Origin of the sequence: Pseudoalteromonas sp. MMG006 (assembly GCF_018101025.1) — a bacterium.
GTDB lineage: Bacteria > Pseudomonadota > Gammaproteobacteria > Enterobacterales > Alteromonadaceae > Pseudoalteromonas.
This window is the reverse complement of record NZ_JAGJEJ010000011.1, coordinates 71,967-85,311: the sequence shown is the minus strand read 5'-3', so window position 1 is coordinate 85,311 and position 13,345 is coordinate 71,967. Positions and strand designations below refer to the sequence as shown.

General features: G+C 41.1%; 10 protein-coding genes and 1 riboswitch. Of the genes, 3 read left to right on the top strand and 7 right to left on the bottom strand.

Annotated features, from left to right (window positions below; translation table 11 throughout):
* Positions 1-14 precede the first annotated feature (14 nt).
* The 6 genes from ribB to dapB form a co-directional block, all read right to left on the bottom strand.
* Positions 15-668, bottom strand: coding sequence for a 3,4-dihydroxy-2-butanone-4-phosphate synthase (gene ribB, locus J8L73_RS12040; protein WP_211017397.1), 654 nt, complete (start codon positions 666-668; stop codon positions 15-17).
* 142 nt (positions 669-810) lie between these two features.
* A riboswitch (FMN riboswitch) is annotated at positions 811-999 on the bottom strand.
* Between the two features lie 67 nt (positions 1,000-1,066).
* On the bottom strand, positions 1,067-2,125 hold the full coding sequence (locus J8L73_RS12035) for a S66 peptidase family protein (protein ID WP_211017319.1): 1,059 nt from the start codon (positions 2,123-2,125) through the stop codon (positions 1,067-1,069).
* Positions 2,126-2,604: 479 nt separating this feature from the next.
* Positions 2,605-3,081 carry a transcription elongation factor GreA gene (greA, locus tag J8L73_RS12030; RefSeq protein WP_210999600.1) on the bottom strand — a complete coding sequence of 159 codons (477 nt, stop codon included), beginning with the start codon at positions 3,079-3,081 and terminating at the stop codon, positions 2,605-2,607.
* A 47-nt stretch (positions 3,082-3,128) separates the two neighbouring features.
* A complete protein-coding gene (carB, locus tag J8L73_RS12025; RefSeq protein ID WP_210999601.1) occupies positions 3,129-6,347 on the bottom strand; it encodes a carbamoyl-phosphate synthase large subunit in 3,219 nt (1,072 codons plus the stop codon).
* A 16-nt stretch (positions 6,348-6,363) separates the two neighbouring features.
* A complete protein-coding gene (gene carA / locus J8L73_RS12020) occupies positions 6,364-7,500 on the bottom strand; it encodes a glutamine-hydrolyzing carbamoyl-phosphate synthase small subunit (RefSeq protein ID WP_210999602.1) in 1,137 nt (378 codons plus the stop codon).
* Positions 7,501-7,863: 363 nt separating this feature from the next.
* Positions 7,864-8,667, bottom strand: a complete 804-nt coding sequence (gene dapB / locus J8L73_RS12015; protein ID WP_210999603.1) for a 4-hydroxy-tetrahydrodipicolinate reductase — start codon at positions 8,665-8,667, stop codon at positions 7,864-7,866.
* 353 nt (positions 8,668-9,020) lie between these two features.
* Between dapB and J8L73_RS12010 the strand changes: the two genes are divergently transcribed.
* From J8L73_RS12010 to J8L73_RS12000, 3 genes are all read left to right on the top strand, one after another.
* Entirely contained in the window at positions 9,021-10,334 is a 1,314-nt protein-coding gene (locus tag J8L73_RS12010) for a Na+/H+ antiporter NhaC family protein (RefSeq protein WP_210999663.1), read from the top strand.
* Positions 10,335-10,465: 131 nt separating this feature from the next.
* A complete protein-coding gene (locus tag J8L73_RS12005) occupies positions 10,466-11,254 on the top strand; it encodes a nucleoside-binding protein (RefSeq protein WP_211017317.1) in 789 nt (262 codons plus the stop codon).
* A 154-nt stretch (positions 11,255-11,408) separates the two neighbouring features.
* Positions 11,409-12,425 carry an alpha/beta hydrolase gene (locus tag J8L73_RS12000; protein ID WP_211017315.1) on the top strand — a complete coding sequence of 339 codons (1,017 nt, stop codon included), beginning with the start codon at positions 11,409-11,411 and terminating at the stop codon, positions 12,423-12,425.
* A gap of 105 nt (positions 12,426-12,530) precedes the next feature.
* Here J8L73_RS12000 and J8L73_RS11995 read toward each other — a convergent pair whose 3' ends face one another.
* Positions 12,531-13,328, bottom strand: coding sequence for a M48 family metallopeptidase (locus J8L73_RS11995; RefSeq protein WP_210999606.1), 798 nt, complete (start codon positions 13,326-13,328; stop codon positions 12,531-12,533).
* Between the last annotated feature and the right edge of the window lie 17 nt (positions 13,329-13,345).

The window sequence follows — 13,345 nt, the reverse complement described above, 5'->3', positions numbered from 1 at the left end:
AATAACCCATTGAACTAGCTTACTTTTAGTTCGCGTGCTTGAATGTACTGCACTAAGTCTTCAATCGATACCACAGTCATGCTGTGCTTATTAGCATAGTTACTTACCTGTGGTAAACGCGCCATGGTGCCATCAGGATTAGTTAGCTCACAAATAACACCAAATGGTTTTAAACCTGCCAGCTGCATTAAATCAACAGATGCCTCGGTGTGGCCTCGGCGTACAAGTACACCACCGGTTTGCGCTTTTAAACCAAATACATGGCCTGGGCGCGATAAATCGCTCGGTTTTGCGTTGTCGGCGGTAGCCGCTTTAATTGTGGTTACTCTATCTGCTGCCGATACACCGGTTGTAACGCCATGTTTAGCTTCAATGGTTACTGTGTAGGCTGTGTTATTTTGGCTGGTGTTGTTAGTTACCATTTGTGGTAGGTCTAACTGTTTAATGCGCTCATCGCCCATGCACAAGCACACAATACCGCTTCCTTCGCGGATCATTTCGGCCATTTGTTGGGGAGTTAAGTGCTCGGCAGAAAATACAAAGTCACCTTCGTTTTCGCGGTTTTCGTCATCAACAACAAGCACGCCTTGGCCCTGTTGCAGTGCCGCTATGGCATTTTCTACACGGGTGTGGCTTTCGCCAAATTGAGTAAGTAAAGACTGAATCATCATTATATTCCAAATAAAAATAAATAGATTCAGGACACTGAAAGGCATGGCAAAGCCATACAAAATAAATTTGCATGTTCAGCCAAAAAACAGCATTAAAAACACACGCCAAGAAGCGATATTTATGGCGTAGTGTAATAAGCTATATTCTCTTTCATCCGGACTTTAACCGTCGGCTCTGGCATCTCACCAGATCTGCTTGACCTTTATTTAACTTTTTCAATATTGTAAAAATAAATTAAATAAAGCGCTCGCGGGCTCGTTTTAGTCAAAAAAGTATTGAGTAAGACATACCGCCGGTGGGGAATTTCACCCCGCCCTGAGAATTTACCGCAAACTTATACGTTTACGGCCTGCGCATTATACGCCTGTATCTATAAGTTATTCAAAAACAATAGTTAAGAAAGCTCAGTATTTAATGAGGCTTTAAGTACTTTGCCTTCGTTAATATCCGCAATAAGCGAGCATGAAGCGCCATTTACCAGGTTTAAATTAGGCTGTACATGACCTATATCGGCATCAAAAATTACCGGAAACAAACACCCGCCTAAAGCCACGTCAAGCGCATGGCGGTAATCAAAGGCGTCGTAATTGCTTTGAGTGATTTCACTTCGCCCTAAAATAAGGCCATTAATATCGTCAAATATTCCGGCTAGCTTGAGTGAAAGTAAAAATCGAGCAACCGTCGTCGGCGTCAGCTCTGAGTTTTCGAGGTATAAAATGAGTCCTTCTGCTGCACTGTGTTTTTTAAATTCGTGTAATGCTAAGAAAGGTGAGTCGAGCAATAAACCTACAGTATCGAGGCAGCCGCCAAATAAGCGACCTGACATTTCAATTGTACGTTTATCGGTAGAGTTTAAGCACTGCCAATAAGTAGGCTCACTGGGGTTTAAAAGCTCATCAGGGTTTTGAGCATAATTGGGTTTCACTTTTTGATGTAAAGATGAAGGACCTTGTTCAAACTTACTACCCGCTTCGTAGGTCAAAGTTTCAAAAATTTGTAAACTATACGGGTTTTTTTCATCAGGGTGTAATTGCATTAAATTTGCGCTGTGTAGAGTGGCCCATTGGCACTTAGCTGTTAATGCACAGGCAATAGTACTCACATCAGAAAAACCCACCAGCCATTTAGGCTTTGCCGCTTTTATAGCATTAAAATCCAATAACGGCAGCACTTCCATTGCAAGCTCACCGCCCATTGGTGGCATAATCGCGGCTATTTCGTCATCCAATAAAAAGCCCATTAACTGCTCTGCATGGGCTTTGGCATTAAGTTGTTCGCGCGGTTTGTTCTGGCGTAAAAACTCACCTTCAACCACTTCGTATCCTCGGTGTTTTAGCCCGTCTATCACTATATCTAATCGTTCGTGGTATTTGTCTTTAAGCCCAGAAGATAGCGAGCAAATAGCAATTTTGGAGCCTACTTTTAAAGGCGCTGGATAAAGTATATTAGCCATTGAGTGTTCCTTTTTAATAATACCAACCTGCATAAATCTTTGATCAATTTAACGAATTAAATTGCACTATAACGTCGTTAAAAGTTTTTTATTTAGAACAAGATATAAACCTTTTGCCTAGTTCTAGCGTAATTTTCTTAACGTTAAATAGACCCCATATATAAGCAGATTTGTATAAAGTGATTATGTACCTATATCATCATGTTTACTCTTTATACAATATGAATACCTTTGTTATACCAACTCCATTAAGTACGTGTTCTAAATTTTACGCCGAAAAAACAATTCCAGTTCTAGGCGTAAATTGATGTAATTGGTTGTTCCCTTTACGTAATTTACAACAAAAAATGGGTTGTTTTAGCTAGTAAAATAGAGCGGCTATTTATTGGTGTTGGTATTAGTATAGTGATTTATTCAAGACATAAAAAAACCGATGCAGTTGCATCGGTTTTTATTTAAACGTTGCAGTGAGCTAAATATTAAAGATACTCAACATCAATGATTTCGTACTCAACGTCGCCTTTTGGCGTTTTAATGGTTACAGCATCATCTGTTTGCTTACCAATTAAACCGCGCGCAATAGGCGAATTAACAGAAATTAAGTTGTTTTTAATATCTGCTTCATCATCACCTACAATACGGTATTTTACTTCAGCATCTGTTTCTACGTTTACAATAGTTACAGTAGTACCAAAAATAACTTTACCCGTATTAGGCATTTTAGTTACATCAATAATTTGCACATTCGAAAGTTTCGCTTCAATTTCTTGAATACGACCTTCACAAAAACCCTGTTGCTCACGCGCAGCGTGGTATTCAGCGTTTTCTTTTAAGTCACCATGTTCACGTGCGATCGCAATATCATTTACGATTTTAGGACGGGTAACTGTTTTTAATTCGTTAAGCTCTTCGCGCAGTAACTCTGCGCCACGAACTGTCATCGGAATTGATTGCATACTTTTCTCACTTAACACCAAGGCCTTAATGGCCTTGGTACATTTCCTTAGTTCAATCGCTGGTGTAGCTCTTGAACTGACGTCACTTTACTACGGTCGTCTGCTTGGTTAGCAGTACAGTTAGCAAATGCCGCGTTCAAGGTTGTCGTATAGTTGGTTTTGTTTTGCAATGCACCACGACGCAACACCTTCGAATCTTCGATCGCTTGGCGACCTTCGGTGGTATTTACGATATAGCTGTACTCTTTATTCTTGATGTTATCAAGAATATGCGGGCGGCCTTCATATACTTTGTTTACACGGCGTACTTCAATACCGGCCTCTTTTAAAGCCTCTGCTGTGCCACCTGTTGCATCAATTTCAAAACCAAGGTCTGTCATGGTTTTAGCAAGCTCTACAACACGAGACTTATCGCTGTTACGTACAGATAGTAACGCGCGACCACCGCGTGGTAAAGTGTTGCTTGCACCTAATTGTGCTTTTGCGAACGCTTCGGCGAAAGTATCGCCAACACCCATCACTTCACCCGTTGAACGCATCTCTGGGCCACGGATAGGATCCACACCTTGGAACTTAGCAAATGGTAAAACTACTTCTTTAACGCTGTAATATGGAGGAATGACTTCTTTAGTAATGCCTTGGCTTGCCAGTGACTGACCTGCCATACAACGTGCTGCCACTTTTGCAAGTGCAACACCGGTTGCTTTTGATACAAACGGTACTGTACGCGCTGCACGCGGGTTTACTTCGATTAAGTACACTTTGCCATCTTTTACAGCAAACTGTGTATTCATCAAGCCAACAACGCCAAGCTCAAGAGCCATATCGGTTACTTGCTTGCGCATTACATCTTGCACATCTTGAGATAAAGAATGTGCTGGCAACGAACATGCTGAGTCACCAGAGTGAACACCCGCTTGCTCAATGTGCTCCATAATACCACCAATAATCACTTGCTCGCCGTCACAAATAGCGTCAACGTCAACTTCAATTGCGTTATCTAAGAAACGGTCAAGTAATACTGGTGCCTCGTTTGATGCTGATACGGCTTCAGTCATGTAGCGACGTAAATCTTGCTCGTCGTATACAATTTCCATCGCGCGCCCGCCTAGTACATACGATGGGCGTACTACGAGTGGGAAACCAATCTCAACTGATTTAAGTAATGCTTCTTCAGTTGATGTTACCGTTGCGTTTTCAGGCTGTAGTAAATCAAGACGCTCTACTAATTGTTGGAAACGCTCACGGTCCTCTGCGCGGTCAATCGCATCTGGTGAAGTACCAATCACTGGCACGCCATTCGCTTCAAGCTCACGCGCTAGTTTAAGTGGTGTTTGACCGCCGTACTGTACGATAACGCCTTTTGGTTTTTCAACACGTACAATTTCTAGTACGTCTTCAAGCGTGATTGGCTCAAAGTATAAACGATCAGATGTGTCGTAATCGGTAGAAACTGTTTCAGGGTTACAGTTAACCATGATGGTCTCGTAGCCGTCTTCGCGAAGCGCAAGCGCTGCGTGTACACAACAGTAATCAAATTCAATACCTTGGCCGATACGGTTAGGACCGCCGCCAATAACCATGATTTTGTCTTTGTCTGACGGGTTTGCTTCACACTCTTCATCGTACGATGAGTACATGTAAGCGGTATCTGAGCTAAATTCTGCCGCACACGTATCAACGCGTTTGTACACCGGCACAATGTTTAATTGATGACGTTTTTTACGAATTTCAGCTTCAGAAACACCGGCAATTTCAGCAATACGCGGGTCGGCAAAACCTTTACGCTTAAGCTTGCGTAAAAAGTCTGCATTTAAGCCCGCCATGCCTACTTCACTAATTTTAGCTTCGTCTTTTAAGATGTCTTCAATTTGCACTAAGAACCAGCGGTTAACTTTAGTCAGCTCGTAAACATCTTCAACACTCATACCGTGGCGCATTGCATCGGCAATGTACCAAATACGCTCAGCACCTGGCTCGCGTAATTCACGAATGATTTTTTCACGGGCTTTTGGATCGTCAAGTGCCACAATTGGATTGAAACCCGTTGCGCCAACTTCTAGGCCACGTAATGCTTTGTGTAATGACTCTTGTTGGTTACGACCAATGGCCATTACTTCGCCTACCGATTTCATTTGCGTTGTTAAACGATCGTTAGCACCGGCAAATTTTTCAAAGTTAAAGCGAGGAATTTTAGTTACAACGTAATCGATTGAGGGCTCAAAAGATGCTGGTGTTTTACCGCCAGTAATATCGTTTTGAAGCTCGTCAAGCGTGTAGCCTACTGCAAGTTTTGCTGCAATTTTAGCAATTGGGAAACCGGTTGCTTTTGATGCAAGTGCAGAAGAGCGTGATACACGTGGGTTCATCTCAATGATAACCATACGGCCATCTTTTGGATTAATACCAAACTGTACGTTAGAACCACCTGTTTCAACACCAATTTCACGCAGTACCGCCATAGAGGCGTTACGCATAATTTGGTATTCTTTGTCGGTTAATGTTTGTGCTGGAGCAACCGTGATTGAGTCACCTGTATGCACGCCCATTGGGTCAAAGTTTTCAATAGTACACACAATGATACAGTTGTCTTTTTTGTCACGAACAACTTCTGTTTCGTACTCTTTCCAACCAATCAGTGATTCATCAATCAATAATTCGTTTGTTGGTGATAAGTCTAAACCACGCTCACAAATTTCTTCAAACTCTTCCATATTGTAAGCAACACCGCCGCCGGTGCCACCCATAGTGAAAGAAGGACGAATGATACACGGTAAGCCAATACGGCTCATTGTATCTTTAGCTTCTTCCATTGAATGAGCAATTTCAGCACGAGGACATTCAAGGCCAATGTTTTTCATTGCTACGTCAAAGCGTTCACGGTTTTCTGCTTTGTCGATTGCATCAGCCGTTGCACCAATTAGCTCAACGCCGTGCTTAGCCAGTACACCGTGCTTGTCTAAATCAAGGGCACAGTTTAATGCAGTTTGACCACCCATAGTTGGCAGTACTGCATCTGGCTTTTCTTTTTCAATAATTTTTTCTACCACTTCCCAGTGAATTGGTTCGATGTACGTTGCATCGGCCATTTCTGGGTCGGTCATGATAGTGGCAGGGTTTGAGTTAACGAGTATAACTCTATAGCCTTCTTCTCTGAGTGCTTTACACGCTTGAGCACCAGAGTAATCAAATTCACAAGCTTGACCAATTACAATTGGGCCTGCGCCTAAGATAAGAATGCTTTTTATGTCGGTACGTTTTGGCATTATTACTCCAGTTAAATTAGTGTTTACGCGCTTGCATCAAGTCGATGAAGTGGTCAAATAATGGGGCTGCATCGTGCGGGCCTGGGCTTGCTTCTGGATGACCCTGAAAGCTAAACGCTGGCTTATCTGTACGATGAATACCTTGAAGCGTGCCGTCAAATAACGATTTGTGCGTAGCACGTAAGTTACTTGGTAATGACGCTTCATCTGCAGCAAAACCATGGTTTTGTGCGGTGATCATTACTACGTCGCGGTCTAAATCTTTTACTGGATGGTTACCACCGTGGTGGCCAAATTTCATTTTTGCTGTTTTAGCACCTGAGGCAAGGGCTAATAACTGATGACCTAAACAGATACCAAAAATAGGGGTGTCGGTTTCTAAAAAGGCTTTAATTGCATCAATAGCATAGGTACATGGCTCAGGATCGCCAGGGCCGTTAGATAGGAAGATACCATCTGGGTTTAAAGCAAGTACATCGGCTGCTGAGGTTTGCGCTGGTACTACGGTTAGTTTACAACCGCGATCAACTAGCATACGTAATATGTTACGCTTAACACCGAAGTCATAGGCAACAACATGAAACTTTTCATCAGCGGTATCTAGGGTTTTAAATCCTTCGCCTAATGTCCAGCTTGATTCGCGCCACTCAAAATTTTCCTTGGTTGAGACAACTTTTGCTAAATCCATACCTTTTAAACCTGGAAAGGCTTGCGCGGCTTGTAACGCTTTGTTTTCGTCTAATTCGTCACCAGCGATAATACAGCCGTTTTGTGCGCCTTTATCGCGCAAAATACGTGTTAGCTTTCTGGTGTCGATGTCCGCAATACCTAAAATATTACGTTCTTTTAAGTAATCATCTAACGATTGCTCGTTACGAAAGTTACTTGCTAGCAGTGGCAAATCACGGATCACTAGGCCTTTAGCCCATATTTGATTCGCTTCTTCGTCTTCGCTGTTGGTACCCGTATTACCGATATGTGGGTACGTCAAAGTTACGATTTGTTCCGCGTATGATGGATCAGTCAAAATTTCTTGATAACCAGTCATAGACGTATTGAATACTACTTCACCGACTGACATGCCGTCAGCGCCGATTGCAGTACCGCGAAACACTGTGCCGTCTTCTAGGACTAACAGAGCGGATTTAGTCAAGTTAAACCTCCTAACAGTAAAAAACGGGAGTAAGCAATTGCTTAACACCCCGCCAATACCCAGAGGGATCGTCAAAACCAGATTTTTGTGAGCTTAAATTGTTTTACGCAGTCTTAAATGATGCCGATATAAAACGCTAAACCTTCAATCATTTTTTCTTGCCTAAAACTCTTTTCATTCCCACTGAAACCCCTGGTTTTACTAGCCACTTGGGTATAATTGGAAACACGCATTTAGTAATTTTTGGCAAATTGGCTGCATTCTACATTAAGTTGCTATTTAGGTCTAACACTATTTGGTAAATTGTTACAAATAAGTAGTTTTAGGTAAAATTAGACCCAAACACGCAAAAAGGCAACTAAACTACTTAAGATCAAGCACATCTTGCATATCATAAAGTCCTACCGGTTTATTTTTCAACCAGCACGCAGCCCTTATAGCACCTAGCGCAAAGGTCATTCTTGAACTTGCTTTATGGGTTAATTCGAGCCTTTCGCCCATAGTTGCAAAATATGCGGTATGTTCACCTACTATATCGCCGCCTCTTAATACCGAATAACCTATTTCATTTTGCGATTTAGCCGTTTCTACTTGGCTGCGGTCGTATACAGCAACTTCGTCATGGTTCCAGCCCTTTGCATCCGCAATTGATTCACCAATAGCTAAGGCAGTACCCGATGGTGCATCTATTTTATGACGATGGTGCGCTTCAAATATTTCTATATCTAAATCATCACCAAATTTAGTAGCCGCTGTTTGTACTAAATTTAAGAGCACGTTTACGCCTACGCTGTAATTGCGGGCAAATACAATCGGAATGTGCTTTGCCGCATCGTTCAAAAGCGCCATATCATCGGCGCTAAGGCCTGTAGTACCTATAACCATTGGGAGCTTTTGCGCAACGGCTGTTTTTAGATGATTACGCATACCTTGCGGCAAAGTGAAGTCGATTAACACATCCACATTATCTACTTCGCTTTCAACGCTAAAGCTTACTGCACTGTCGGCTGCACTATTTACTTGGTTTACATTAATACCTAATAACGATGAACTGCTACGAACGTATGCGCCTGTAAGTTGTGTTTGCTCTTTAATTGTCGCAGCTTCTAATAGGGCTAAGCCCATTCTTCCGTTAGCACCAAATACACCTATTCGATTTGTCGTCATGGTTTTTACCTAATTTAATTTGAATCTGTTTATTAGTCATATATCCGGACATTGCAAAATACGCAGCTGGGTATTTTTATGCAGTTGGATAAATATTAATCGCTGAAAATCGCGTTGCTTTGTAGATATTATCTAAAAGTCATGCAATAGTCAGGTGACCTTTTAATTTTATAATAATAACAATACCAGTTTACTTTAGCCATCTATACATTTAAACTTCCCTTTCGCGTCGATTTGGTCTTTGGCTTGCGGACGCTGCGGCTAACAACTTTTTAAATTAAAAGTTGTACTGCTAAATTCAGCTAAAAGAGGAGTTTTGGCTGTGATAAATTTTACTGGTTATGAGGAATATGATGCAGCCATCATTTAATAAAAACAAAGCAATACTCTCTTTACTTCCCCTACTTACCTTTGTAGCGCTATTTTTAGGCTCTGGTTTGTATTTGCAATCGCAAGGGGTTGATTACGCTTTTTACCAACTACCTGCACCTGTTGCTATATTACCCGCCATTATGCTTGCGTTTATATTAAATAAAGGCACGGTAAACCAATGTGTAGAGACCTTTATTAAAGGTGCCGGACACAACAATATTATTACCATGTGTTTAATATATTTACTTGCAGGTGCTTTTTCAGCTGTAGCAAGTGCAACCGGTGGTGTAGATGCGGTAGTAAATGCCGGTTTATCGCTTATTCCACCATCACTATTATTACCTGGTTTGTTTTTAATTGCGGCTGTTGTTTCTACTGCGATGGGGACCTCAATGGGTACTATTGGTGCTATAGGCCCTATTGCTTATGCAGTATCCATTAAAACAGGTATAGATCCAGCATTAATGGCAGGTACTATTGTATCTGGTGCTATGTTTGGCGATAACTTATCTATTATTTCTGACACTACAATTGCAGCGACTCGAACGCAAGGCTGTGAAATGAAAGATAAGTTTAAAGAAAACTTAAAAATAGCTGTTCCTGCAGCCGTACTCACCATTGCTTTATTATTTTATCTCACGCCTGCTGCGCAAGTTGTTGAAACTAAAGATTACGATGTTTGGTTAGTACTGCCTTATGCCTTTATTTTAGTGTTGGCGGTAGCGGGTTTAAACGTATTTGTAGTGTTGTTTAGTGGTATTATTTTTGCTGCGTTAATGGGCTTTACTGGCAGCTACGAAGGCGCAAGCTTTGTAAAAGATATATACAAAGGCTTTACTGATATGCAGGAAATATTTTTACTTTCTATGTTTATTGGTGGCTTATCTGAATTTATTCGTATTAATGGCGGCCTTGATTATATTGCTCAAAAAATTCAAGCGATTACTAAAATAATCGCTAAATGGCATCGTAAAGTGGCCGACCAACTTGGTATCGCCGCATTAGTTTTAACAAGTAATGTATGTATTGCTAATAATACCGTGTCTATTATTGTGGCCGGCCCTATTGCTAAAAAGCTTGCTGATGACGGCGAAATAAGCGGTAAGCGTTCTGCAAGTTTACTTGATATTTTTGCGTGTGTAACTCAAGGCTCACTGCCATATGGCGCACAGGCGCTACTATTAGGTGCTACGTTTAAAATTAGCCCGTGGGAAGTGTCTACCTCGTCGTATTACTGCTTTATATTAGCGTTTACGGCAATTGCTATAATTTGTTTACGCCGCAATAAAGCATAATTAACGCGTACTAATATGTTGCAGCATACTAAGTAAGTTGCAACATATGTTAAAATAACACTCTACATATCAATCACTTTTGCTATAATGCGCGCCTTCGCGTGTCACTAAAATTATAGTTAAATACAGATATGAAATTTAAAACATTACTTCCTCTCGTTACCCTTACATCAATTGCTTTATCGTCTTCTGCTTTTGCCGCTAATTGGAGCAGTACAGCATTACATATTAATAATGGCGACCAAAAAAACCCTTTCACAGAGCAAGAGTCAGATACTACTGTTTACTCTATTCAACATGCATCGGGTTACGATTACGGCGATAACTTCTTTTTTATCGATTACAGTAAAGACGATACTGACGATGGTTACCAAGATGCTGATTTTTATGGTGAGTGGTATTCAACGGTAAGCTTATCGGCCATTAGCGGTGAAAAAATTGCCACAGGCGCGTTATTAGATGTGGGTCTTACTGGCGGGATTAACGTAGCTGGCGATGCTAAAATGATGAAATACTTGCCGGGCGTTAAATTAAGCTGGGATGTTCCCGGGTTTAACTTTTTTCAAACGTTAGTAACAGCCTACATTGATGACAGTGAAGGTGTAGCCAAAGGCGGTGCACCTATTGAAACAAATAGCTGGATGTTTGATGTAGCTTTTGAATACCCTTTTACCGTTGGCTCACAAAAATTTAGCTTTAAAGGCCACGCTGAATATATTGCTGAACGTGAAGACGAATTTGGTAATGATGTAGAAGCATGGATACTCGCACAGCCTATTTTAGTATGGGATATGGGCCATGCCCTTGAAATGAAAGAAAATACCTTATTACTTGGTATGGAGCTTCAATACTGGCACAACAAGCTAGGCACAGAGGTCACAGAGTCGGTTCCACAAATACATGTAGAATGGACCTTTTAAGCAACCACACTTCATTCAAAATAAGTTAAACGGAGCCCTTTTAAGCGCTCCGTTTTTTTATGCCATTTTAAGTATTTAATTGAACAGTCTTTAATACTTAGCTATTGTCTTACTTCTTTTAAGCCTAGTGCTGGTCCTTTAAAGGAGTAACAAAATGTCGCCAATTAACGTTATGTGTTTTTCTGCATTGTTAGCTTTCACTAACAATGCCTTAGCAAGCAGTGAAGTGAATACTGAGTCTCTATCTTACGATGCGCTTTTAAGTAGTTACCAATACGACTTTAAAGTGAATTACTTTAATATTGAGTCACAAAAGCAGTCTCTTAAAATGGCGTATATTCACCTAAAGCCTACCAAAGCAGATATGCCTACAGTGACACTTATGCACGGCAAAAATTTTAATGCTGATTACTGGACGACTACAGCACAATACTTACAATCCCTTGGCTTTGGGGTGCTAATTCCTGATCAAATTGGTTTTGGTAAATCATCTAAACCCACTAACTACCAGTATTCGTTTGCAGTACTTGCCCATCATACACATGCGTTAATTGAGTCTCTTAATTTAAAAGAAACAATAGTCGTTGGTCATTCTATGGGCGGTATGTTGGCTAGTCGGTTTACATTAATGTACCCAAGTACAACGACTAAACTGATTTTGCTTAACCCAATTGGGCTTGAAAACTATTTACAATATGTAGATTACAAAGATACAAATTTTTTCTACAAAAATGAGCTTGCCAAAACCCCCGAGGGCGTAAAAAAATATCAGCAAAAAAACTATTATGATGGAAAGTGGAACGCCACATATTCCGCCCTTACAGACTTTATAACCGGGCAAATACAAGGTCCAGATAAAGAGCAAATGGCGTGGGTTAACGCTAAAACATACGATATGATTTTCACTCAACCGGTAATTACTGAATTTAAGGACTTTGCCGTACCTGTTAAGTTAATTATTGGCACCCGAGATAGAACTGGGCCCGGCCGAAACTGGAAAAAAGACGGTGTAGATTATGAGCTTGGCCGTTATGATAAGTTAGGTAAAAATGCCGCTTCGCTTATCCCTAACGCTAAATTATATGAGCTTGATAATTTAGGACACTTACCACAAATAGAAGGTTTCGAACGCTTTAAAACGGTATTTAAACAAGCCCTCACAGCTGAATAAACTATGTAAGAATAAATAAAACCCCTGTAGGAGATGCACTTACAGGGGTTTTATTTTATTGGTACGTTGTTAAACGCACATTACTTTAACTAATAAGACACATAACTACAGTGTGCACTGCGGGTTTTTACCTTGAGATTTAGCAGTGCTTTGTTCACTCAGCGCTTTACTCATTTGTGCTTGTAAGTCTTTAATACGACTGCTTGGCGCAGGGTGAGTAGATAAAAACTCTGGGGTTGTACCACTGCCAGCAGCGCTCATATTCTCCCAAAGCGTGACTGACTCTTGCGGATTAAAACCTGCTTGAGCCATCAAATCTAACCCAATTTCATCGGCTTCAGATTCATGTGAGCGACTAAAAGGCAGAACAACACCATATTGTGCGCCTAACCCTAATCCTTGCATTATTTCGTTGCGGTATTGAATATTGCCCATTTCAAGTGCAGCACTGCCTAACTGCAAGCCAGTGTCTAAAATTGAGCTTTGTGATACACGCTCATTTGAGTGCTCAGCAATAACATGCCCTACTTCATGCCCAAGCACGGTGGCAAGTTGATCTTGATTGGTGGCTATTTTTAATAATCCCGTATGAACACCGATATAGCCACCCGGTAGCGCAAATGCATTAGCTGATTCATCTTCAAATACCACGACTTCCCAGTTTTGCGACGCATATTCTTGAGGCAAAACAGCGACTACTTTTTCAGCAATACAATTTACGTAAGAATTAGTTTTTGCGTCTTTATTAATAGGCTGAGATGCTTTCATTTCTGCAAAGCTAGCGGTGCCCATCTCACTCATTTGTTGATCTGAGTAAAGTGCTATTTGCGTACGTCCGGTTGGCGATGTTTTGCAACCAGCTAAAACCGCCGTTGCTAATACAGCAAGTACCAGTTTTTTCATAATATTTCTCTCAAGTC